Here is a 22,141-nt window from a genome sequence, read left to right on the forward strand (position 1 = left end):
ACGGCTAGATTCCAGAAGCCGACCATGTGCCCGTACCGACTTCGCGCGATCTAGGAGAACCCCTGGTGACAGACGGCTTCCCGGCTCCCGTCGCGGTGGCCCACGCACCCCTGGCAGCCACCGTCACGCGCGTCGCCGAACTCGCGGGCAAGCTGGGCCGCGACCTGAACCAGGTCTTCGACCTGCGGCGCCTCTCGGAGGCGTCCGGCGTGCCCACGGACGTGGTCAGGACCCTGCTCGACGGCAGGCCGGCCGGCGAACCCGATCTCCAGACCCGTTTCCTCCAGCGCCTCGACCTGCTGCGGCGCACCCGGGTCAAACCCAACGGCCGCCGCTACACCCAGCAGGAGATCGCGGACGGCGCCGGGATGTCCCGGCAGCAGGCCGGCGCCCTGATCAACGGCGACCGCCGCCCCACCATGGAGCACTGTGACGCGATCCAGCGCTTCTTCGGGGTGCACGCCGGTTTCCTCACCGCCCACGACGCGGACGCCCTCACCGACGCGCTCCAGCGGACCGAGCAACAGCTGCTCCAGGACTTCGCGGGCCGCGCGAGGGAAACCGTACCGGCCGCGGCCGCTTCGGCGGGCGATCCGCTGGCAAGACTTCTCCAGAACCACGGCGTGCGGGGCATCGCCTGGAGAGCCGCCCAACTGCCCAGCGACAAGCACCGGGACAAGGTGACCGAATGGCTGGACATGCTCCTCGAAAGCGTCAACCCGAACGAATCCTGACCCAGTCGAAAGTCTGGGTCTGATCCTTGAGTCCTGATCCGGATCCGCGCCGACGGGGAGAACGGTGAGCATAGGCAGAGAGCAGCGGCGGTTGTGCGGGGAGCTGGTGGCCGGGATCCGGCTGACCGCCCCCGTGGAACCCGTGGACCTCTACGCCGCCCTCTGCGAGGGCATGAGCAGACACCGCGGCCGCCGGGTGGAGTTCCGGATGGCCTCGTTCCCGCCGGGGACGGCCAGCGGTCTGTGGCTCGACATGGCGGACCGCGATCTCGTGGTCATCGAGGAACGCACGGCACCCGACCACCAGTTGGTGATCCTGGGCCACGAGTTGTGGCACATGAAGGCCGGCCACTGCAGCCACCACGTCGACGGCGCCGCCGTCGCCGCCCGGCTGCTGACCGACCAGGCCGACATCGGCGAGACCGTCCGCCGCGTCGCCGCGCGCACGCGTGCCGACGTACGGGAGGAGAGCGAGGCCGAGACCTTCGGCTTACTGCTGGGGAGCCGGTGCCGGACCTGGCTCGCCGGGTCGGCGAGTCACCGGGCCCCGGCGCAGCGCGACCAATTGGCGGGCCGGATCGAGGCAGCGCTGGGCTATCGGGGGCACAGGAACGAGCGTTGAACGGCCAGGACTACTACATACCGGCAGCCGCGATGGCGGTCTCGCTCGCCTTCAAACTGCCTGCCCTGCGCAACAACTGGCGCGATCCGCTGCTTCGTGCGGTCTGCGCGCTGCTGACGCTGGCCGGAGCCGTGTTCGCCTTCGCCGCCCCGCCCACCATCGCGGCGGTCAACCGCTGGACCGGGGTGCCCAACATCTCGGCTCCGCTGGTGTACTGCCTGATCACCGCGTTCAGCGCCGCCTGCCTGGTCCTGGTCGTCAACTGGCGGGGCGGACCGCCCGAGGAGACGCGCCGCGTCTCGCAGCGCTGGATCCTGGGCTACAGCGTCGTGATCGTGGCCCTGATCGTGCTGTTCGCCCTGGGTGACGCTCCGGAAGAGCGGCTTCGCGACCTGGACACCCATTACGCGAACACCCCGTACATCCGCGAGATGATCGCCCTGTACCTGGTGGCGCACAACGTGGCCGCGGTGGTGATGGTGGCCATGTGCTGGCGCTGGTCGCTCCAGGTGCGCGGCTGGCTGCGGGTCGGCCTGATGATCATCGTCGCGGGCTACATGTTCAACCTCAGCTACGACGCCACCAAGATGTCCGCGGTGATCGCCCGCTGGACCGGCCACGACCTCGACTTCCTCAGTACGCTCGTCGCCCCGCCGCTGGCCTCCGTCGGAGCGCTCATCAGCGCGATCGGCTTCGTGCTCCCTCTCGTCTGCCAGCGCTTCTCGGACAACTGGGAGACCTGGACGGCGTACCGGAAGCTCGGCCCGCTGTGGCAGGAGGTGCAGATCTCCGCGCCCGGCGGCACCCCCTCCGTGCAGATGGCCTGGTGGTCCGCCGCCGAGCTGCGCGTGATCCAGCGCGAGTCGGACATCCACGACGGATTCCTGCACCTCGGCCCGTACTTCGACCGGCGCCTACGCGACGACGCCTACGAGCGCGCCCTGGAGGATGGGGGCGACGAGACTGCCGCCCGCGCGGTCGCCGACGCCGCCATGGTCGCGGCCGCCGTACAGGCCCGCTCCGCGGACCCCGAGGGCAAGGTCATCGGCTCCGGCGAGGAGACCGTGCTCGACACCGCGGACGGGCCGCGCGACCTGCTGAGGATCTCCCACGCCCTGCGGCATTCGCCGGTGGTGCAGGCGGTCCGGCAGCAGGCCGCGCTGTCCGGGAGCGGCCAGGCCTGAGCCGGCTCAGCGCGCGGCGGCCACCGCCGTCGCCGGGAACAGGTCCTGGAAGGGGCCCGCGGAGTCGTTGTCGTCCCGGCCGTAGGGCGCGTCGAAGCTCCACACCATGAACAGCAGGAACACGATCAGCGCACTGAACAGTCCGGCCAGCAGCAGCTCCCGCCCGGAACGGCGGATCTGCAGGGTGAAGATCAGCCCGACCGTGACCACCCCGCCGACCAGCAGCCCGAACCACACCACGCCCGGCAGCGTGGACTCCGAGCTCTGGATGCGCGAGTGGCGGGCGTCGTCGGCGGCGGCGATGTGGTCCAGCAGCGGCTGGTAGGCCTGCGCCTGGAGCTCGGTGGACGGGCTCTGGTGGGTGACGTCGGTGCGCAGCTTGCCGAGCAGTTGGGCTCCCTGGGGCGACGCGCTCTCCCCGGAGGTCAGCAGCGGCCAGTCCACGGCGACCGTGTGGGCGACGTACGCGTCCACCTCGCCGCGGATCCGGTCGCGGACGGCGGACGGGTAGACGTCGGCGCGCTGGGTGACCTCGTACAGCGCCTGGGCCTCGCGGCGGACGCTGTCCTCGGCTGCGCCGCGCGCCTCCCAGACGCCCGCGATGGCCAGACCCAGCACGATCGCGTAGACCACGCCCACCATCATGGTCATGTACTCGATGACATCGGGGGTTTCGCTGGTGTCCTCGTCGTCGGCGACCCGGCGGTGCCGGATCAGGGTGATGGCGAGGACGAGGGCGCAGACGAGCGCCATGGCGATGGCCAGGACCAGCCATTCGGACACGTGGATTCTCCCGTGGTGGATCGGTGCGTGGATCGGTGCGTGGGTCAGTACATGGATGGGTGCGTACGTGGATGTGCGGCGGGGCTCAGCCGCGGCTCTTGGAGCGGGGGCGCAGGGCCGCGGCCGCCAGTACGGCCGGGGTCGTGACGACAACCATGAGCATCATGGTGGACATCCCGCCCGGGCCGCGCCGCTCCAGGGCCACCGCGCGGTACGGACGCACGTGGAAGGCGCTCACGGCCGCGGCGGCGGCCCTGGGCCGGGGCGGGGCGGGTGCGTCCGCCCGCTCCGGTCCGGGATCGGACCCGGGATCCGGCGCGGGCCCCGGCGGCTCCGTCCCCGCGGCCCGGGCCTCCGCGGCAGGCCCCGCCGGACTCGGCGGCTCCGGCACCCCGGACGGCCGCGACGGCTCCGGCCGGTCCGCGACGGCGGGCGGCTCGGGGGACCGCCCCGGGTGGTGCACGGTGGGCCGCTCGGCCCCGGGCACGCCCGTCCGTACGGAGGGCGGCCGGAACACGGGGCGCCCCGGCTCGCCGCCCGGCACGCACAGGTCGACCCGGGCGCCCCGGCCGTGCCCGTCGCTCGCGACCGCCACATGGCCGTGCAACGGGCAGAGGGCCGCCACCAGGCCCGCCCCGGCGAGGTACTGCCAAGCGGTCACCGCGTGTCCTCCCGATCTCCGCAGCGCACATGAGGTTCATGAGGGTTACGGCTGAAGAAACGATCACGGCGCGGCTTCGACACGCGGCAGACAGGACAAGATCGTTGACTGGTCGGATCGGACCGGGTTCGGCGCGTCACGTCATGAATACGACAATCCGAGCGCAGGATGCTCCCGTGGACACGGACGTCATCATCGTCGGCGCCGGGCCGGCTGCCGACAGGGCGGTGCCGGCATGAGCACCGCGCCCGCCGAGCTGTCTCCGGGGGTGCGCCGGATCAGCCTGGACGCCGCCGGCACCGCCTTGTCCGCCCTGGTCTGCGAACCGGCCGAGGGTCCGCCGCGGGCGACGGTGGTCGCGGTGCACGGGGCGGGCATGAGCGCCGGATACTTCGACAGCCAGGCCCTCCCCGACTTCTCCCTGCTCACCCTGGGGGCCCGGCTCGGGTACACGGTGGTGGCCCTCGACCGGCCGGGCTACGGCCTGTCCACGGACGCGCTCCCCGACGGACAGCCGGTCGCCGAGCAGGCGGCCACTCTCGCCGCCGCCGTGCGGGACTTCGGCGCCCGGTACCCGACCGGGGCCGGCACCTTCCTGCTGGCCCACTCGTTCGGCGGCAAGGTCGCGCTGCTCACCGCCGCCGACCACGCCCCGTCCGACCTGCTCGGTGTGGAGATCTCCGGCTGCGGCCACCGCTACGCGCCGGACGCCTTCACCGGCACGGGCGCGTCCCGGGGAGGCCGGCGCAGCTGGGGGCCGCTGCGCCTCTACCCGCCGAGCACCTTCACCACCTGCGGCTCAATCGTCGCCCCCGTCCCGTCCCGGGAACAGGCGGACATCGTCCGCTGGCCCGAGGTCTTCCGGGGCGCCGCGGGCCGCGTCCGCGTGCCCGTACGGTTCACCTTCGCCGAGCACGAGCCGTGGTGGCGCTGCGACCGGGACGCGCTCGCCGAGCTGAGGGCACGGCTCACCGCCGCCCCCGGGGTGCACACCGACCGGCAGCCGCAGGCCGGGCACAACATCAGCCTGGGCTACGCCGCCCGCGCCTATCACCTGCGCTGCCTCGGCTTCTTCGAGGACTGCCTGGTGCGCGGGAGCGTCGCCTACCCGCCGTCGGAGGCCGGTCCGCCGCGGCCGGGCCCGCCGGGATCCGATCAGACCCGGCCGGAGGCAGCGGCTCCCGCCAGGATCCGCAGCGCGTCCTCGGACGGGGAGCCCGCCTCCGCGGTGTAGGTGATCAAGGACTGGTCGGGGTCGTCCGGAAGGTTCAGGCTCTCGTAGGCGAGCGCGACCTCACCGACCAGCGGGTGGCGCAGGTGGTAGCCGCCGTGCGTCTTGTCCCGCACCTCCTGAGCCTCCCACAGCCTGGTGAACTCCGGGCTGCGCTCAGAGAGTTCCGCGATGAGCGCCGCGAACCTCGGGTCGTGCGGGTGCCGTCCGAGGTCGAAGCGGAGGAAGGCGACCAGATCGCGTGCCTTGCGCTCCCAGTTGACGAAGCGCCCGCGCACCTCGGGGTCGAGGAAGACCAGCCAGGCCTTGTTGCGCCGCTCCGGGGGCAGCGCGCCGAAGTCGGTGACCAGACGGGCGAAGAGCGGGTTCCAGGCGAGGATGTCGGTACGCCGGCCGATGACGAAGGCGGGGGTCTGCGGCATCGACTCCAGCAGCCTGAGCAGCCCCGGCCGGACCTCCTGCGGCTCCTCCGCCTCCGGCTCTGCGGCCTGCCCGGGGCCGCCTCCTCGCCCTGCCGTGCGTACCAGCCGGGTCAGGTGGGCCCTCTCCGCCGCGTCCAGCCGCAGGGCCACGGCGACGGCGCCGAGCACGCCGTCGGAGATGTTCTCCGCGCGGCCCTGCTCGAAGCGCGTGTAGTAGTCCACGCTGACCCCGGCGAGCTGGGCCAGTTCCTCCCGGCGCAGGCCGGGCACGCGGCGGCGGCCGCCGAAGGTGCGCAGGCCCGCGTCCTCGGGACGGATCCGCGCGCGGCGGGACCGCAGGAAATCGCCCAGCTCTGCCTTGGTGCCCGTCCGGTTCATGTCCCCGATCCTACGGCCGGGGACTCCTCAGCTGATCGACAGTGCGGGGCCGGTGACCATGAGGCCCAGGTCATGGCCCGCGTAGGCGAAGAACGCGAACAGCACCAGGCCCGCGCCGCCGAGCGCGATGTCCTTGAGGAACTGGGTCTGCTCCATCATCTGCGCCTGCGGGTCGCTCTCCTTCCAGAAGCCGTGCATCAGCACGGCCGCCGAGAAGGAGAAGCCCGCCAGCGCCAGAGCCCCGAGGTCGGCCCACAGTCCGACCGCCACGCTCACCGCGCCCGCCAGCATGACCACACCGCTCAGGACCGTCGACGCGACGGGCATGGGCACCCCGCGGGAGGCGGTGTATCCGGCCATCTGCTGGGTCTTGGTCAGGTGCGCCACCGCGGAGGTGGCGAACAGACCGATGTACAGCAAGCGGCCGATGAGCACCAGGACGTCCATCACGACCTCCGAACCGGGCCCGGGAGGGGCTCTTGTCCCCACCCTTTTTGTCCCCACTCAACATGGTTCACCCGCCCGGCTCAGCCCGCCACGGCGCCCCCGCCCGCCCCGCCACATGATCGGAACACCAGCAGCGGAGGGAGGGTGCCGGATGGAACCGGAGGGTCGGACCAGCCCGGAGGGCCCCGAGACCCCGGAGAGCGCCCAGACCCTGGAGCGCCCGGAGACCCTGGTGAGCAGGGCCGACGCCCTGATGGAGGGCCTGCGGGCGGATCTGGAGCGGCTGGCGGCCATCCCGTCGGTCGCCTTCCCCGGTTTCCCGCCCGAGCCGGTCCTGGAGGCGCACGATCTGATCGTCTCCCTCCTGCGCGAGGCGGGCGTGCCCGCCAGGTGCTGGTGGAGGTGCGCACCCTCGCCGAGCCCCGCCACAGCGGGGCCTTCGGCGGCGCTGCCCCCGACGCCCTGCTCGTCCTCCTGCGGGCGCTGTCCACCCTGCACGACGCCTGCGGAGACGTGGCCGTGCCGGGCCTGCGCCGCGACCCCTGGGACGGGACGACCCACACCGAGGAGGAGTTCCGCGACCTCGCCTCCGTCCAAGACCACCTCCCGCTCATCGGCACGGGCTCCCTCGGCGAACGGCTCTGGAGCGGTCCGGCCGTCACGGTCATCGGCCTCGACGCGCCCGGCGTGGACCACGCCGCCTCGGCGGTGGTCCCGTACGCCCGGGCCAAGGTGAACCTCCGCTTCCACCCGCTCCAGGACCCGTACGAGGCGCGGGCCGCACTGGTGGACCACCTGCGCGCGCAGCGCCCCTTCGGGATCCCCCTCACCGTCACCCCGGGCAACACCGGCCCCGGCTTCGAGGCCCGCACCGGCGGGCCCGCGTACCGCTCCGCGCTCACCGCGCTGAAGGAGGCCTGGGGCACGGAGGCCTCGTTCGTCGCCACGGGCGGCTCGATCCCGCTGGTGAACGGCCTCGCCCAGGCGGCTCCGGACGCCGAGGTGCTGCTCTTCGGGGCGCAGGACGGCATGTGCAATCTGCACGCCCCCAACGAGCGGGTACTGCTGTCGGAGCTGCGCAACACAGTGGTGGCGATGGCCGCCTTCGTACGGGAGTATGCGGCGGACTTCGCGGCCGCCCGCGCGGCGCGAAACCTCGGATGACCACGTAACGGCACGCGGTAAGCGGTACGGGCGGGTACGCCGAAGGGGCGCGACCTGGGAAGGTCGCGCCCCTTCGCAAACCGCGGTGCTTACGCCTCCGGCGAGCCGCCGAACCGCTCGCGGTAGGACTCGAGGTCCTCCTCGGTGACCCGGGCGAACAGCACCGGCGGCACGGTGAACGGGGTGCCGGCCGGAACCGCGTCCAGGGACCGCGCCTGCTCCGGGGTGACCCACGTGGCGGTGTCGTCGGCGAGCGCGAACGAGGAGCGCATGGCGCGCGCCGAGGCCGGGATGAACGGCTCGGAGACCACCGAGTAGAGGTGGATGAGGTTCATCGCGGTGCGCAGGGTGAGCGCGGCGCCCTCCAGGTCGGTCTTGACCTCCGTCCAGGGGGCCTTCTCGTCGAGGTAGGCGTTTCCGGCCGACCACAGGGCGCGCAGCGCGGCCGCGGCCTTGCGGTACTGGAGGGAGTCCATGTGGCCCTCGTACTCGGCCAGCAGCTCGGCGATCTGCTCGCCCAGCTTGGCCTCGGTCTCTCCGGCCGCATTGCCGGCGGGGACCTCGTCGCCGAAGCGCTTGCGGGAGAAGGTCAGCACGCGGTTGACGAAGTTGCCGAGGGTGCCGCCGAGGTCCTTGTTGACCGTGGCCTGGAAGTGCTCCCACGTGAAGGACGAGTCGTCGGACTCGGGCGCGTTGGCGATGAGGAAGTAGCGCCAGAAGTCGGCCGGGAGGATCTCCAGCGCCTGGTCGGTGAAGACGCCGCGCTTCTGCGAGGTGGAGAACTTGCCGCCGTAGTACGTCAGCCAGTTGAAGGCCTTGACGTAGTCGACCTTCTTCCACGGCTCGCGGGTGGCCAGTTCGGTGGCGGGGAACATCACCGTGTGGAACGGGACGTTGTCCTTGGCCATGAACTGGGTGTAGCGGACGTCCTCGGCCTCGTACCACCACGACTTGTAGTCGCGGTTCGCCGGGTCCAGGTCCGACCACTCCTTCGTCGCGCCGATGTACTCGATCGGGGCGTCGAACCAGACGTAGAAGACCTTGCCCTCGGCGGCCAGCTCGGGCCACGTGTCGGCCGGGACCGGGACGCCCCAGTCGAGGTCACGGGTGATGGCGCGGTCGTGCAGGCCCTCGGTCAGCCACTTGCGGGCGATGGAGGAGGCCAGCTGCGGCCACTCCTCCTCGTGCTCGGCGACCCAGGCCTCGACCTCGTGCTGGAGCTTGGACTGCAGGAGGAAGAGGTGCTTGGTCTCGCGGACCTCCAGCTCGGTGGAGCCGGAGATGGCCGAGCGGGGCTCGATCAGGTCCGTGGGGTCCAGCACGCGGGTGCAGTTCTCGCACTGGTCGCCGCGGGCCTTGTCGTAGCCGCAGTGCGGGCAGGTGCCCTCGACGTAACGGTCCGGCAGGAAGCGGCCGTCGACCGGCGAGTACACCTGCCGGATCGCGCGCTCCTCGATGAAGCCGTTCTCCTGGAGCCCCCGCGCGAAGTGCTGGGTGATCTCGCGGTTCTGCGCGGACGAGCTGCGGCCGAAGTAGTCGAAGGACAGCTCGAAGCCGTCGTAGACCGCCTTCTGGGCGTCGTGGGCCTGCGCGCAGAACTCGGCGACCGAGATGCCGGCCTCCTTGGCGGCGAGTTCGGCGGGGGTGCCGTGCTCGTCGGTGGCGCAGATGTAGAGGACGTCGTGGCCGCGCTGGCGGAGGTACCGGGAGTACACATCCGCCGGAAGCATCGACCCGACCATGTTGCCCAGGTGCTTGATCCCGTTGATGTACGGAAGCGCGCTGGTGATCAGGTGTCGAGCCATCCTCGGATGCTCCATTTCCTCTGTGCGGTGCAACGTGACGTGACGGACTGTGAACGCGGTTCATCGTATCGAACCGCCGAAAGGCCCCGCGCCGCATTTGTTCAGGGTGGACGTAACGCAAAAGCGAGGGTGGTGACCTCTCCGTCACGGCCCTCGCGATGGCGCCCATGGTACAGCCGGTCGGCCGCGCCGTGCACCGCCACCTGCAACCGGCATATGCATACGCGCTGGTTGAACGGCTGCGTGATCGCCATCGATCACGAGTCGGTCATCACCGAACGTAATATTTCCAGGTTTCTTCTCTGCGCCCTGTGAGTGCGCCCGCGCTGATTTCCTGTTCCGCGGTACAGGGGATGAGGTGGAACGGTGAGCGATGGCGGACCGGAGGAGTCCGGTGGGGCCGTGGGACTGCCGAGCCGGCACCGGCGGCCGACGCCCATGAGTCAGTGGGATCCGACGGCGCGCCTGTCGTACTGGGCCTTCCACGCCAATCGGCGGCCCGCGTACATGCGCTTCGCGTATCTGCAGCTGGGCTCCGACGAGGCGGCCGAGGACGCGGTGGACGCCACCTTCGACTCGATCATGGGCGAGTGGCTCCGCATGCTCCACATGGACAGGCTGGACGCCTACGCGTGGACCGTGCTCAAGCAGTGCCTGATCGAAAGCCGGAACCGACGCCACCCCTGGCAGCCGCACCGGCCCGAGCCGATGGACATCAGCGCCTTCGAGGCCGCCCTCAAGGAGGCCCACGCCGATCAGTACGAGGTACTGACCGACACCATCCGCTTCTACTCGGCCGTCTCCCGGCTCGCCGAGCGGCAGCGCGACGCCGTACTGCTGCGGTACGGGCTCCAGTGCTCCCCCGGTGAAGCCGGTGCCGTAATGGGCGTCGACGAGGCCACGGTCCGCTCGTACCTCGGCCAGGCCCACCGGCGCCTCGCCCGGCTGCTCGACACCTCCGAAGAGGCCGCCGACCCGACAGAGGCCGCCGACCCGACCGAATCAGCCGAATCATGAGGCCCCACGAACGCCGGCAGCCCCAGGACGGCGAACAGACCCCGCGCTCGCTGGCCGACTTCCTCGCACGGGCGAGCGTCCGCGACCGCTATCCGCACTACGACCTGGGCGCGGCCGAGGCCCGGCTGCTGCGCGCGACACCGCACGCGCCCGCCTCCGGCCACCGCACCCGCCGCCGGTCGGTATTCGGCTGGAGCGACCCGGCGCGGGACTGCCCGCTCGACTCGGAACGGGCCCGGCGCGACCTCAAGGCCGCCTGCCTGGCCTCCGTGTGCGCGCCGAAGGCCGAGGCGCAGCTCGGCTCCTTCCTCTCCGGCGGGCACACCGACCTGGCCGGGGCGGTCGTCTTCGGCTGTCTGCTGTTCCTGGCCGGGCTGCGCGAAGGCGCCCGGTTCTGGTGGCAGTTCGCCGCCGGTTCGGGCAGTGCGCGGACCGCCCCCGCCGCGTACTGCCTCTTCCTCGACCACTCCCGGCGCGGTGAGCACCACGACGCCCGGCTGTGGGCGCGCGAGCTGGGCCGCCGCGGCTTCCGGCCGGGCGGCCGCCGGGATCTGCGGGACGTGCGGCTGTGCGCGCAGGCGGCCGTCCTGCGGTACCTCGACCAGCTGGACGATCCCGATCTGGGACCGGTGCCGCTGCCCAGGCCCGGGCTGCCCGGGGTGCTGGCCGCGTTCCGGCCGCCGACGGTCGCGGTCACGGCCGCTGCCACCGCGGCCCCGGCGGCCGTGACCGTACCGCCGCTCGCGGCCGGCCCGCTGCGCCACCCGGCGCTGACGGCGGCGGCGCGCGGGACCGTCGTCCAGGCCGGGACGGGCGAGGCCCTGGCAGAGGCCCGGCGCGCGCTGGCCGTCGTACGGGTCCTGGAGCAGCACCCCCTGGGAGTGCGGGCCGCCCAGCTCGCGCGGACGGCGGGCCTCACCGTGGAGGAGCTCGGCCCGCTGCTGTCGATGCTGTGCGAGGAGGAGTACGCGTACCGCCCGGCCGCGGGGGTGTACGCGCGCGGGCCGGCCCTGGACCGGCTCGCGGCCCCCGGCGTCCACGGTCTGGCGGGCCAGCTCCAGCGCACCCTGGCCCTGGCCCGGGACAGCGCCGGCGCCGCCGTGTACCTGAGCCGGTACGCGGAGGGCGAGGTCCGGATCACGCAGATGGCGGACGGGCCCGGAACCCCGCCGGTGCGGGAGTGGGTGGACTTCCGGGCCGCCGCCCACGCCAGCGCCGTGGGCAAGTGCCTGCTGACCCAGCTCGACCACGACCGCCGCGCCGACCACGTGGCCCGGCACCGCCCGGCCCGGCTCACCCCGCAGACCATCACCGACAGCCGGGCCCTGTTCACCGCGCTGGACGCGGTGGCACCGGGCGCGCCCGTGTTCGACCTGCTCGAGTACTCCCCCGGCGTGGTCTGCTCAGCGGTCCCGATCGCCACCGGCGACGCCGCCGGGAGCCTCGCGCTCTCGCTGCCCGCGGCCCATGCGCACCGGCTGCCCGCGGCCACCGCGGCCCTGCGCCGCAAGGCCGTCCCGGTGCTGCTCGCGCTTCTCCTGTCGGGCGCGATCCCCCCGGACGCCCCGGCTGCCCCGTCCGCCTCGGACGCTCCGGACGGTTCGGGCGCTGAGGACGGTTCGGGCGCCGAGTCCCCGGCCCCACCGCCCCAGCCCGAGCCGAGGCGGGCCCCGCTCACTCCGGAGACCCTGCGCCACCTCCGGCGCCTCTTCCGCACCCGGCTCACCCGCACGACCGGCTCCCCCGCCGGCCCCCACCTGGTCAGCGACACCACCTCCGCGGCGGCGTACCTCTTCGACGCCCTCCCGGACACCGGCCAGCCGTGTCTGTCCCTGCCGCACACCTTCACCCAGGTCGCCCCGGGCACCCTGACCACCCCGACGGGTCTGGTGGTCCTGGGCACGTGATCAGGGGCGCGCGGACGCCGCCCCGCCCGTGACGAAGGAATCCAGCGCCGCGTCGAAGCGGCTCCTGGCCTCGGCGAGCCGGCTGACGGGGGCCGACACCCAGACGTCGTACATGCGGCCGTCCTCGTCCCAGCAGAGGTCGAAGGTGTGCCGGGCGCCTTCGGCCCGTGTGAAGCCGTCCCAGGTGAACTCCCAGAGGGCGGCGGGCAGTCCGTTGTGGGTCGTCGCGACGACCGAGCGGTCGCGGTATCCGGGATTGGTGTCCGGGCCGGCGGCGTCGGCGCGCCGCATCGCGCCGAGCGGGCCTTCGGACGCCGACGGCGTCACCTTGATGCCGATCCGGATCGCCCCGTCCGGGGAGCTGTGGAAGACCCGCTGATCGTCGGTGGTGCGCTGGTAGCCGGTGGGTACGGCGAGGGCGAAGCCCTGCGGATCGGTGACGATCCGGTACCCGGTGGGCGCGGGCTTGGGCGTCACACCGGCGCCGGGTGAAGCGGTCGCGGGAGTGACGGTCGCGGGGGTTGCGGTCGCGGGTGAGGCGCCCGCGGGGGCGCTGGGCGTCACCTCGTGCGCCCGGCCCTCCGTGCGGTCCCCGAGCAGGGACGCGGCCGTCACGCCACCGGCGACGGCCACCACGACGAGCGCCGCCGCGATCAGCCACAGGCGGCGGACCGGCCGGACCGCCCGCGCCGGCGTCGGGTCGGGTACCCGGTCGACGAGGGGCACCGTGCCGGTGGTCACGTACGCCGACAGCAGCCGCTCGGCCTCCGCCGCACCCAGCCGCCGCTCCGGGTCGCGTTCCAACAGGCCCCGGATCACCGGGAGCAGCGGCCCCGCCTGAGCCGGCGGCCGGATCTCGTCGTACACGACGGCGTGCAGGACGCCGCCGAGCGAATCCCGGTGGAAGGGCGACTCCCCGGTGAGTGCGGCGCACAGCAGTACGCCGAGGGACCACAGGTCTGCCTCGGGGCCGGCGACGGCGCCCTGCATGCGCTCGGGCGAGGTGTACTCGGGCGAGCCGACGAAGGCGCCGGTCTCGCTGATGGTGGTGGCCCCGGCGAGGCGGGCGATGCCGAAGTCGGTGAGCACGACCCGGCCGGTTCCCGCCTCCAAGAGGACGTTGGCGGGCTTGATGTCGCGGTGGAGCACGCCGCGGGCGTGAGCCGCGTTCAGCGCGCCGAGCAGGGCGAGCCCGGTACGGGCGGTCTCGGCGGGATCCAGCGGCCCGTCGGCGGCGAGCCGGTCGGCGAGCGAGCGGCCTTCGACGAGTTCCATGACGATGCAGGGGCGCCCGTCGTGCTCCACGACGTCATGGACCACGACGACGTGCGGGTGCTTGATCTGCGCCACGGTGCGCGCTTCCCGCAGGGCGCCCGCGGACTCCGTCCCGTCGCCGACGTGGAGTTCCTTGACGGCGACGGAGCGTCCGAGCAGTTCGTCGGAGGCCTCCCAGACGGTGCCCATCCCGCCCCTGCCCAACCGCTTCCCCAAGCGGTAACGCCCAACAATCACGATGCTGTTGCGTGGATCGTCCTGCGACACGTTGCTCCCCTTGGCCCATTCGCGCCCATGATGCCGCAGAACGGATCCACTCCGGGCCGCATGACCCACAACGCACGGCGAGGGCCGTGACTCTTGGAGTCACGGCCCTCGCCGATCTGTGTCCGAGGGGGGACTTGAACCCCCACGCCCGATAAAGGGCACTAGCACCTCAAGCTAGCGCGTCTGCCATTCCGCCACCCGGACCAGGTGGTCGGCCCCGGTTTCCCGCGGCGACATGGACAACAATAGCAAAGGATCGGCGGGGCTCCGACCACTTATCCGGGCGGCTGCCGTCCGCCACGCCGTGCTGACCTGCACGCATGCACCGGCGGGCATGGCGAGACGGCACGTCTCGTCATGCGTTACGGGCAGCGGATGACCTGACCCGCGTACGAAAGGTTGCCGCCGAAGCCGAAGAGGAGGACGGGGGCTCCCGTGGGGATCTCGCCGCGCTGCACCAGCTTGGACAGGGCCATCGGGATGCTGCCCGCCGAGGTGTTGCCCGAGTCGACGACATCGCGGGCGACGACGGCGTTGACGGCGCCGATCTTGGCGGCGAGCGGTTCGATGATCCGCAGGTTCGCCTGGTGCAGGACGACCGCAGCCAGCTCCTCCGGCAGGACCCCGGCCTTCTCGCACACCTTGCGGGCGAGCGGCGGGAGCTGGCTGGTGGTCCAGCGGTAGACCGACTGGCCCTCCTGCGCGAAGACCGGCGGCGATCCCTCGATCCGGACGGCGTTGCCCATCTCGGGGACCGAACCCCACAGCACCGGTCCGATGCCCGGCTCGTCGCTGGCCTCGACGACGGCCGCGCCGGCGCCGTCGCCGGTGAGCACGCAGGTGGTGCGGTCGCTCCAGTCGGTGATCTCGGTCATCTTGTCGGCGCCGATGACCAGGGCGCGGGAGGCGGAGCCGGCCCGGATGGCGTGGTCGGCGGTGGCCAGGGCGTGCGTGAAGCCCGAGCAGACGACGTTGATGTCCATCACGGCGGGGCCGCCGCCCATGCCCAGCTTGGCGGCGACGCGCGCGGCCATGTTGGGCGAGCGGTCGATCGCGGTGGAGGTGGCGACCAGGACGAGGTCGATGTCGTCGGGGGTCAGGCCGGCGCCGGCCAGGGCCTTGCCCGCCGCCTGGAAGGCCAGCTCGTCCACCGGCTCGTCCGGACCCGCGATGTGGCGCGTCTTGATGCCGACCCGGGACCGGATCCACTCGTCCGTGGTGTCGACCATGGCCGCGAGGTCCTCGTTGGTCAGCACTTTCGCGGGCTGGTAGTGCCCCAGCGCCACCACGCGTGAACCGGTCATGGGCAGGATCCCCCTCGTAGGAAGTCAGGATCACCCAGCTTTGCCTGCTACTGATGGGTACGTGTGCGTGTGACCCGACAGGATTCAGGTGCCGGAATTTGGAGATTCCCGAGGATCAGGCAGCCGGGGACGTTGCGGGAAGCGGAACCGCGACAATGAGGTTGTCGGATACAGGCAAGAACCGAAGGGGTGGGCTGATCGCCATGGGACGGGTCACCGAGCGTCGCCGTGTCGTCCGGATCCGGAACGGTGTGGTGGGGGTCCGTCCGGACACGCTGGTCGCCGAGGAGCCGCTGGAGATACGGCTGAACGGCAAGCCGCTGGCCATCACGATGCGCACCCCGGGGGACGATTTCGCGCTGGCGGTGGGCTTCCTGGTGAGCGAGGGCGTGCTCGCCGCGGCCTCGGACGTCAGGACCGTCACCTATTGCGAGGGGGCGGCCGAGGACGGCACCAACACCTACAACATCGTCAACGTGCAGTTGGCGAACGGGGTTCCCGTGCCGGACATCACGCTGGAGCGGAACGTCTACACCACCTCGTCCTGCGGTCTGTGCGGCAAGGCCAGCCTGGACGCGGTCCGTACGGCGACCCGCTTCCCGGCGACGGCCGCCGACCCCGTACGGATCTCCGCGGATCTCCTCGGCTTGCTGCCGGACCGGCTGCGCGCGGCCCAGAAGGTCTTCGACCGTACGGGCGGACTGCATGCGGCCGGCCTGTTCACGGCGGACGGGGAGCTGCTGGACCTGCGCGAGGACGTGGGCCGGCACAACGCGGTGGACAAGATCGTCGGGCGGGCGCTCCGGTCCGGCCGGCTCCCGCTGGCCGGCGCGGTCCTGCTGGTGTCGGGCCGGGCCTCCTTCGAGCTCGCCCAGAAGGCCGTGATGGCCGGCATCCCGGTCCTGGCGGCGGTCTCGGCCCCGTCCTCACTGGCGGTGGACCTGGCTCTGGAGTCGGGCCTGACCCTGGTCGGCTTCCTGCGCGGCCCGGACATGAACATCTACGCGGGCGAGGAGCGGATCACGATGTGACCACCGGGCCGGCGCCGCTCCCGGTGCCGGCCGGGCGCCGCTACAGGTGCGGCCGCTGCCGTCTCATCGCCCGCGGCGCCCGCGGCGGGTGGTGGGTGCGGTGAGCTTGGGATCCGGCGGGGTGATCCGGTGGAGGTCCAGGGTGGGCGGGACCGGGGTGGTTCCGGGGCCACCGGATTCCGCCCAGGCGATGATCTCGTCGGTGGCGGTGTCGTCCAGGGCCCAGCCGAACCAGGCCGCGCGGGCTCCTCGGCGGCGGGCCTCGGTGGTGGGCTGGACCACGATGACATTGGCCTGGGCGCACGGCCCGAGGCACTCGCTCGTACGGACGGCCAGGCGGCCGCCGGAGGCGGCAGCGGCCTCGCGCAGCCGGGCCAGCTGGCCGGCGTGGTCGGAGCCGGGGTTCTTTTTGGGGTCGCCGCAGCAGCAGCCGCGGCAGACCACCAGGGTGCAGGGGCGTTCGGCGTGGGCGCCGTTCGGGCGTATCCAGGTCACCACCGAACGTTATCGGGCCTGGCCCGTGGGCTGTTGGGGCGGGGGCGAGACCTCTGCCACACGGTCGGCGGTGAGTTCGGGCCCGGGGTCCTGGGCGCGGCGGCGGGCGAGGACCGCGCAGACCATCAGCTGCATCTGGTGGAACAGCATCAGCGGCAGCACCGCGAGGCTCGCCTGAGCTCCGAACAGCACGCTGGCCATGGGGAGTCCGGCGGCGAGGCTCTTCTTAGACCCGGCGAACTGGATGGCGATCCGGTCCGCGCGGCCGAAGCCGAGGCGCTTCGCCCCGTACCAGCTGACGAGGAGCATGACGGCCAGGAGCACGGCCTCCACCGCCAGCAGGGCGCCGAGGCGCGGAACGCTCACCTGGTGCCAGATGCCTGCGGCCATGCCCGCGCTGAAGGCGGCGTAGACGACGAGCAGGATCGAGCCGCGGTCCACGTAGCCGAGGACCGGTCGGTGGCGTGCCAGGAAGCCGCCGACCCAGCGGCGCAGGAACTGCCCGAGGAGGAAGGGCAGGAGGAGCTGGAGGACGATCTTGATGAGCGAGTCCGGCGAGAAGCCGCCCGCGCTGTTGCCGAGCAGGCCGGCGGCGAGGAGGGGGGTGAGGAGGATGCCGGCGAGGCTGGAGAAGGAGCCCGCACAGATCGCGGCGGGGACGTTGCCGCGGGCGATCGAGGTGAAGGCGATGGAGGACTGGATGGTCGAGGGGACCAGGCAGAGGAAGAGCAGGCCGCTGTAGAGGGGCTCGGTGAGCACCCCGGGCACCAGGCCCCGGGCGGCGAGGCCGAGGAGGGGGAAAAGGAGGAAGGTGCAGGCGAGCACGGTCACGTGCAGCCGCCAGTGGCGCAGGCCGTCGAGGGCCTCGCGGGTGGAGAGCCGGGCGCCGTAGAGGAAGAAGAGCAGGGCCACGGCCGCGGTGGAGGCGCCGTCGGCGACGGTGGCGGCCGGGCCGCGTGCCGGGAGCAGGGCGGCGAGGCCGACGGTGCCGAGGAGCGCCAGGACGTACGGGTCCAGGGGCAGCCGGGCGGGGAGGTGCGGGCGGCGCATGTGCGGGGTGCTCACTTGCTGTCGGGAGTGGCCTCGAGTGGTCTCCTCTCATCGTCGGGGGTGGAGCGGTGATCGGGAAACCTGTACACCGCACTCACTGTCATCATGATTCGCGATGAGCGCGGTAGCGTGGGCGGTATGTACGACCCCGTCCAGCTGCGTACGTTCCTCACGGTGGCCCAGACGCTCAGCTTCACCCAGGCCGCCGGGCGGCTCGGCGTACGGCAGTCCACGGTCAGCCAGCACGTGCGGCGGCTGGAGGAGGCGACGGGGCGGCCGCTGTTCGTACGGGACACGCACAGCGTGGAGCTGACGGAGGACGGCGAGGCGCTGCTGGGCTTCGCGCGCACGATCCTGGAGGCGCACGAACGGGCGGCGGCCTTCTTCACGGGGACCCGGCTGCGGGGGCGGCTGCGGTTCGGTGCCTCGGAGGACTTCGTGCTGACGCGGCTGCCGGAGATCCTGGAGGGGTTCCGGCACGAGCATCCCGAGGTGGACCTGGAGCTGTCGGTGGAGCTGTCGGGGACGCTGCACGAGCGGCTGGACGCAGGGCGCCTCGACCTGGTGCTGGCGAAGCGGCGGGGGCCGGGGGACGAGCGGGGTCGCCTGGTGTGGCGGGACCGGATGGTGTGGATCGGGGCGGAGGGGCTGCGGGTGGACCCGGAGCGCCCTGTTCCGCTGATCGTCTTCCCGCCGCCGGGGATCACCAGGGCCCGGGCGCTGGAGGTGCTGGAGCGGGAGGGGCGGCCGTGGCGGATCGCCTGTACGAGCGGCAGCCTGAGCGGTCTGATCGCGGCGGCCCGGGCCGGGCTGGGCGTGATGGCCCACACCCGGGGGCTGATCCCACCGGGGCTGGTCCGGGTGAGCGGGCTGCCGGAGCTGGGCTCGGTGGAGTTCGCGCTGCTGCGCGGTGCGCGCGTCTCGGCCGCCGCCGAGGCCTTGGCCTCGGCCGTCCTGTCGGGAGCGGACCGCCTCAGCCGCACGGCGTGACCGGCCTGCCGCTCGGGGCCGCCGCTGCGGAGGTCTTGTGGAGGAATCCGCAGGCTGATCAACTGCCGTCCGGCGTGGGATAGCGTCGCCGCGCCGCACGGAGAGGAGCGGGGCCTTGCGCGAGATCACCGTCCCACCGGTCGTCACGGGCGCGCCCGTCGGCGGTCTGGCCGACACCGTCTTCCGGCATGCGCACGAGGAACCGGGCCGGGTGGTCCTCGGACGCAAGACCGACGGCGTCTGGCGGGACGTGACCTCCGGGGAGCTGGCCGCGGAGGTGCTGGCGCTCGCCAAGGGGCTGCTGGCCCAGGGCGTGCGCTTCGGGGACCGGGTCGCCGTCATGTCCCGTACCCGGTACGAGTGGACCCTCTTCGACTTCGCGCTGTGGGCAATCGGCGCCCAGCCCGTCCCCGTCTATCCCACCTCCTCCGCCGAGCAGGTGCAGTGGATCCTGTACGACTCCGAGTGCACGGCCTGCGTCGTCGAGAACGAGGACCAGGCCATGACGGTGGGCTCGGTCGTCGACCGGCTCCCCCGGCTGCGGCTGTTGTGGCAGCTCGACGCGGGGGCCGTGGACGCCCTCGTCGCCGACGGGCGCGGGGTCTCCGAGGACGTCGTGCACCGCCATCGCGGCGCGGTGACCCCCGACGCGGTGGCCACCGTCATCTACACCTCGGGAACCACCGGGCGGCCCAAGGGGTGCGTGCTCACCCACGCCAACTTCATGTTCGAGGCCGACACGATGGTGAGCCGCTGGGAGTCCGTCTTCCAGGCCGGTCCGGGCGAGCAGCCCTCCACCCTGCTCTTCCTGCCGCTGGCGCACGTCTTCGGGCGGATGGTGGAGGTTGCCGCCATCCGGTCGCGGGTCAAGCTCGGACACCAGCCCGTGCTGACGGCGGCCGAGCTGCTGCCGGACCTCGCCGCGTTCCGGCCGACCTTCGTGCTCGGGGTCCCGTACGTGTTCGAGAAGGTCTTCGCGGCCGCCCGGCGCAAGGCCGAGGCGGAGGGGCGCACGGGCCCCTTCGACCGGGCGGTGGAGACGGCCGTACGGTACGCGGAGGCGCGGGAGCAGAAGGCCTTCGGCATCGGGCCGGGACCCTCGGCCGGGCTGCGGGTGGAGCACCAGGTCTTCGAGAAGCTCGTGTACGGGAAGGTCCGCGAGGCGATGGGCGGCCGGGTGCGGCACGCCATGTCGGGCGGGTCCGCGATGTCGCGCCGCCTCGGGCTGTTCTTCGACGGGGCCGGGATCACCATCTTCGAGGGGTACGGGCTGACCGAGTCGTCCGCGGCGGCCACGGCGAACCCGCCGGGGGCGACCAAGTACGGCACGGTGGGCCGGCCGATCCCGGGCGGCACGGTGCACATCGCGGAGGACGGGGAGGTCTGGCTGCACGGCGGCCACATCTTCTCCGGGTACCTCAACGACCCCCGCGGCACGGAGGCGGTGCTGCGCGGCGGGTGGCTGGCGACCGGGGACCTGGGGCGGCTGGACGGGGACGGCTACCTCACCATCACCGGCCGCAAGAAGGAGATCCTGGTGACCTCCAACGGCAAGAGCGTCCAGCCGGCCGCGCTGGAGGAGCGGGTCCGCTCGCATCCGCTGGTGGCCCAGTGCGTGCTGGTGGGCAACGACCGGCCGTACATCGCGGCCCTGATCACCCTGGACCCGGAGGGGATCGCGCACTGGCTGTCGATGCGCGGCCTGCCGCAGCGGCCGGCGGCGGAACTGGTGCACGACACGGACCTGACGGCGGAGGTCCGGCGGGCGGTGGTGGCGGCCAACACCCTGGTCTCGCAGGCGGAGGCGATCCGTACCTTCCGCGTCCTGCCCGAGCAGTTCAGCGAGGAGCGGGGACTGTTGACCCCGTCGCTGAAACTCAAGCGCCGGGCGATCGAGAAGGCGTACGCGATGGAGGTGGCGGCCCTGTACCAGCCTTGAGCGGGGGCGGCGTTGCCGTCGGATCACGGCTGGTCCCGGCACCTGCCGAGCCACCCCCGAGCGAAACTGACGGTCCGTCATTTCACTTTGTCATTGATATTGACGGTGCGTCAGCTCACGCACAGAATGCGGGGATTCCGACCGGAGGGGATCCCCGACATGTTGCGCCCGATCCGCACCCTGGCCGCCGCGGCAGCGGCCCTCGCGCTCGTCTCCGCCTGCAACTCCGCCTCCACCAACGGCACCCGGCCGGGCACGCCCGGCGACGCGCCCGGCAACTCCCGCGGGGTGAGCGCCGACTCGATCAAGGTCGGCGGCATCGTCTCGATGACCAGCGCGAGCGGCTACAGCAAGAAGGACACCGATCTCGGCGCCAAGGCGCGGTACATGAGGGCCAACGCCGAGGGCGGCGTCAACGGCCGCAAGATCGACTACCTCGGCGCGGAGGACGACGGCCAGGACCCCGCGAAGAACATGTCGGCCGCCCGCAAACTCGTCCAGCAGGACAAGGTCTTCGCGGTCTCCCCCATGAGCTCGGTGACCTTCTCGGGCGCCGACTTCCTGGAGCAGGAGAAGGTCCCCACCTTCGGCTGGGGCACCCTGCCCTCCTTCTGCGGGCCGAAGTACATCTACGGCTTCAACGGCTGCCTGGTCCCCACCCCCGGCGGCACCCTCAACCAGACCTGGCCCGAGGGCATCGGCAAGCTCCTCGGCGGGGCCCAGGGCAAGTCCGTCGCGATCATCGCCAACGACAGCGACGCCGGCAAGTTCGGCATCCGCACCTTCCAGCAGGGCTTCACCAGCGCCGGATTCACGGTCTCCTACGCCAAGCCCTCGGTGCCCGCCACCGCCGTGCCGAGCGACTGGTCGGCGTACGTGAAGGAGATCCTGGGGAGCAACGACGGCAAGGCGCCGGACGCCGTGGTCTCCGTGATGCAGACCCCCAACAACATCGGGCTGTTCACCGCGCTCAAGCGCAGCGGCTACAAGGGGCTGCTCTCCGACCCCACCGACTACGACCCGGGCCTGCTCGCCAAGGACGCCACCAAGCAGGCGCTCGACGGGGTGCACGTACTGCTGCAGTTCCAGCCCTTCGAGTCGGCGGATCCGAAGATGGCGCAGTTCAAGGCCGACATCAAGGCGGCCGCGGGCGGCCAGGACGTACCCCTGAGCATGCACATGCTGACCGGGTACATGTCGGCCGACCTGTTCGTGTCCATCGCGCAGAAGGCGGGGAAGAACCTGACCGTCGAGTCCTTCCAGGCCGCGGCGCAGGGCTTCTCCGACACCGGCACGCTCGTCGGCGACCGGGCGGAGCCCAAGGGGCAGAAGGACAGCTTCGGCTGCGGGGCGCTCGTACAGCTGAAGAACGGCTCGTACGAGGTCTCCGTCCCGTTCGAGTGCCACGAACCCATCCCCTTCAAGTAGGGCCGCG

19 protein-coding genes, 1 tRNA gene and 1 pseudogene are annotated in these 22,141 nt (G+C 72.4%); 11 read left to right on the forward strand and 10 right to left on the reverse strand.

The window, feature by feature from the left end; genetic code table 11:
- Positions 1–65 precede the first annotated feature (65 nt).
- From JIW86_RS09780 to JIW86_RS09790, 3 genes are all read left to right on the forward strand, one after another.
- Positions 66–734 carry a helix-turn-helix domain-containing protein gene (locus JIW86_RS09780; protein ID WP_215142089.1) on the forward strand — a complete coding sequence of 223 codons (669 nt, stop codon included), beginning with the start codon at positions 66–68 and terminating at the stop codon, positions 732–734.
- Between the two features lie 64 nt (positions 735–798).
- On the forward strand, positions 799–1,356 hold the full coding sequence (locus JIW86_RS09785; RefSeq protein ID WP_215142087.1) for a toxin-antitoxin system, toxin component: 558 nt from the start codon (positions 799–801) through the stop codon (positions 1,354–1,356).
- A complete protein-coding gene (locus tag JIW86_RS09790) occupies positions 1,353–2,540 on the forward strand; it encodes an MAB_1171c family putative transporter (RefSeq protein WP_257553404.1) in 1,188 nt (395 codons plus the stop codon). The genes JIW86_RS09785 and JIW86_RS09790 overlap by 4 nt, the downstream gene beginning before the upstream one ends.
- Before the next feature lie 6 nt (positions 2,541–2,546).
- Here the strand turns inward: JIW86_RS09790 and JIW86_RS09795 are convergent, their stop codons facing one another.
- Together JIW86_RS09795 and JIW86_RS09800 are read right to left on the reverse strand one after the other, a co-directional pair.
- Positions 2,547–3,323: a DUF4239 domain-containing protein gene (locus tag JIW86_RS09795; protein WP_257553405.1), complete on the reverse strand. Its 777-nt coding sequence runs from the start codon at positions 3,321–3,323 to the stop codon at positions 2,547–2,549.
- A gap of 85 nt (positions 3,324–3,408) precedes the next feature.
- Entirely contained in the window at positions 3,409–3,984 is a 576-nt protein-coding gene (locus JIW86_RS09800) for a hypothetical protein (RefSeq protein ID WP_257553406.1), read from the reverse strand.
- A gap of 235 nt (positions 3,985–4,219) precedes the next feature.
- Between JIW86_RS09800 and JIW86_RS09805 the strand changes: the two genes are divergently transcribed.
- Entirely contained in the window at positions 4,220–5,218 is a 999-nt protein-coding gene (locus tag JIW86_RS09805; RefSeq protein WP_257553407.1) for an alpha/beta hydrolase, read from the forward strand.
- On the opposite strand, the gene JIW86_RS09810 is transcribed toward JIW86_RS09805, so the two are convergent.
- Both JIW86_RS09810 and JIW86_RS09815 read right to left on the reverse strand, forming a co-directional pair.
- A complete protein-coding gene (locus JIW86_RS09810; RefSeq protein ID WP_215146664.1) occupies positions 5,140–6,015 on the reverse strand; it encodes a helix-turn-helix transcriptional regulator in 876 nt (291 codons plus the stop codon). The genes JIW86_RS09805 and JIW86_RS09810 overlap by 79 nt on opposite strands.
- A gap of 27 nt (positions 6,016–6,042) precedes the next feature.
- The gene (locus JIW86_RS09815) at positions 6,043–6,462 is read right to left on the reverse strand and encodes a DoxX family protein (protein ID WP_215146665.1); all 420 of its coding nucleotides are present in this window, start codon (positions 6,460–6,462) and stop codon (positions 6,043–6,045) included.
- 396 nt (positions 6,463–6,858) lie between these two features.
- On the opposite strand from JIW86_RS09815, the gene JIW86_RS09820 reads away from it, so the two are divergent.
- Complete coding sequence (locus JIW86_RS09820) at positions 6,859–7,626, forward strand: peptidase dimerization domain-containing protein (protein ID WP_257553408.1); 768 nt, start codon at positions 6,859–6,861, stop codon at positions 7,624–7,626.
- 89 nt (positions 7,627–7,715) lie between these two features.
- Here JIW86_RS09820 and metG read toward each other — a convergent pair whose 3' ends face one another.
- On the reverse strand, positions 7,716–9,431 hold the full coding sequence (gene metG / locus JIW86_RS09825; protein WP_257553409.1) for a methionine--tRNA ligase: 1,716 nt from the start codon (positions 9,429–9,431) through the stop codon (positions 7,716–7,718).
- A 366-nt stretch (positions 9,432–9,797) separates the two neighbouring features.
- Here metG and JIW86_RS09830 point away from each other — a divergent pair, with 366 nt between their 5' ends.
- Entirely contained in the window at positions 9,798–10,448 is a 651-nt protein-coding gene (locus JIW86_RS09830; protein ID WP_257553410.1) for an RNA polymerase sigma factor, read from the forward strand.
- A gap of 821 nt (positions 10,449–11,269) precedes the next feature.
- Positions 11,270–11,989 (forward strand): annotated as a pseudogene (locus JIW86_RS42160) (IclR family transcriptional regulator domain-containing protein); the annotation flags it as partial.
- A gap of 366 nt (positions 11,990–12,355) precedes the next feature.
- Here JIW86_RS42160 and JIW86_RS09840 read toward each other — a convergent pair.
- The 3 genes from JIW86_RS09840 to JIW86_RS09850 form a co-directional block, all read right to left on the reverse strand.
- Positions 12,356–13,819, reverse strand: coding sequence for a serine/threonine-protein kinase (locus JIW86_RS09840; RefSeq protein WP_257553411.1), 1,464 nt, complete (start codon positions 13,817–13,819; stop codon positions 12,356–12,358).
- A gap of 197 nt (positions 13,820–14,016) precedes the next feature.
- A tRNA-Leu gene (locus JIW86_RS09845) sits at positions 14,017–14,101 on the reverse strand.
- 158 nt (positions 14,102–14,259) lie between these two features.
- On the reverse strand, positions 14,260–15,201 hold the full coding sequence (locus JIW86_RS09850) for a beta-ketoacyl-ACP synthase III (RefSeq protein ID WP_215146668.1): 942 nt from the start codon (positions 15,199–15,201) through the stop codon (positions 14,260–14,262).
- Between the two features lie 203 nt (positions 15,202–15,404).
- Here JIW86_RS09850 and fdhD point away from each other — a divergent pair, with 203 nt between their 5' ends.
- Positions 15,405–16,232 (forward strand): formate dehydrogenase accessory sulfurtransferase FdhD, encoded by an 828-nt coding sequence (fdhD, locus tag JIW86_RS09855; RefSeq protein WP_257553412.1) that lies wholly within the window; start codon positions 15,405–15,407, stop codon positions 16,230–16,232.
- Positions 16,233–16,295: 63 nt separating this feature from the next.
- On the opposite strand, the gene JIW86_RS09860 is transcribed toward fdhD, so the two are convergent.
- Both JIW86_RS09860 and JIW86_RS09865 read right to left on the reverse strand, forming a co-directional pair.
- On the reverse strand, positions 16,296–16,727 hold the full coding sequence (locus JIW86_RS09860) for a (2Fe-2S) ferredoxin domain-containing protein (RefSeq protein ID WP_257553413.1): 432 nt from the start codon (positions 16,725–16,727) through the stop codon (positions 16,296–16,298).
- Positions 16,728–16,736: 9 nt separating this feature from the next.
- A complete protein-coding gene (locus tag JIW86_RS09865; RefSeq protein WP_257559275.1) occupies positions 16,737–17,777 on the reverse strand; it encodes a bile acid:sodium symporter family protein in 1,041 nt (346 codons plus the stop codon).
- Positions 17,778–17,915: 138 nt separating this feature from the next.
- Here JIW86_RS09865 and JIW86_RS09870 point away from each other — a divergent pair, with 138 nt between their 5' ends.
- From JIW86_RS09870 to JIW86_RS09880, 3 genes are all read left to right on the forward strand, one after another.
- Complete coding sequence (locus JIW86_RS09870) at positions 17,916–18,767, forward strand: LysR substrate-binding domain-containing protein (RefSeq protein WP_215146671.1); 852 nt, start codon at positions 17,916–17,918, stop codon at positions 18,765–18,767.
- Positions 18,768–18,882: 115 nt separating this feature from the next.
- Complete coding sequence (locus JIW86_RS09875) at positions 18,883–20,706, forward strand: AMP-dependent synthetase/ligase (protein ID WP_257553414.1); 1,824 nt, start codon at positions 18,883–18,885, stop codon at positions 20,704–20,706.
- A gap of 159 nt (positions 20,707–20,865) precedes the next feature.
- Positions 20,866–22,134: an ABC transporter substrate-binding protein gene (locus JIW86_RS09880; protein ID WP_257553415.1), complete on the forward strand. Its 1,269-nt coding sequence runs from the start codon at positions 20,866–20,868 to the stop codon at positions 22,132–22,134.
- Positions 22,135–22,141 lie beyond the last annotated feature (7 nt).

This window comes from Streptomyces sp. NBC_00162, assembly GCF_024611995.1.
In the GTDB taxonomy this organism is placed as follows: domain Bacteria; phylum Actinomycetota; class Actinomycetes; order Streptomycetales; family Streptomycetaceae; genus Streptomyces.

What these genes read in the sequence shown, in the direction of transcription:
- JIW86_RS09880 (WP_257553415.1), top strand. Translation starts at nt 20,866, where the DNA reads ATGTTGCGCCCGATCCGCACCCTGGCCGCCGCGGCAGCGGCCCTCGCG.
- fdhD (WP_257553412.1), top strand. Translation starts at nt 15,405, where the DNA reads ATGGGACGGGTCACCGAGCGTCGCCGTGTCGTCCGGATCCGGAACGGT.
- metG (WP_257553409.1), bottom strand. Translation starts at nt 9,431, where the DNA reads ATGGCTCGACACCTGATCACCAGCGCGCTTCCGTACATCAACGGGATC.
- JIW86_RS09815 (WP_215146665.1), bottom strand. Translation starts at nt 6,462, where the DNA reads ATGGACGTCCTGGTGCTCATCGGCCGCTTGCTGTACATCGGTCTGTTC.
- JIW86_RS09810 (WP_215146664.1), bottom strand. Translation starts at nt 6,015, where the DNA reads ATGAACCGGACGGGCACCAAGGCAGAGCTGGGCGATTTCCTGCGGTCC.
- JIW86_RS09865 (WP_257559275.1), bottom strand. Translation starts at nt 17,777, where the DNA reads ATGCGCCGCCCGCACCTCCCCGCCCGGCTGCCCCTGGACCCGTACGTC.
- JIW86_RS09805 (WP_257553407.1), top strand. Translation starts at nt 4,220, where the DNA reads ATGAGCACCGCGCCCGCCGAGCTGTCTCCGGGGGTGCGCCGGATCAGC.
- JIW86_RS09840 (WP_257553411.1), bottom strand. Translation starts at nt 13,819, where the DNA reads ATGGGCACCGTCTGGGAGGCCTCCGACGAACTGCTCGGACGCTCCGTC.
- JIW86_RS09870 (WP_215146671.1), top strand. Translation starts at nt 17,916, where the DNA reads ATGTACGACCCCGTCCAGCTGCGTACGTTCCTCACGGTGGCCCAGACG.
- JIW86_RS09850 (WP_215146668.1), bottom strand. Translation starts at nt 15,201, where the DNA reads ATGACCGGTTCACGCGTGGTGGCGCTGGGGCACTACCAGCCCGCGAAA.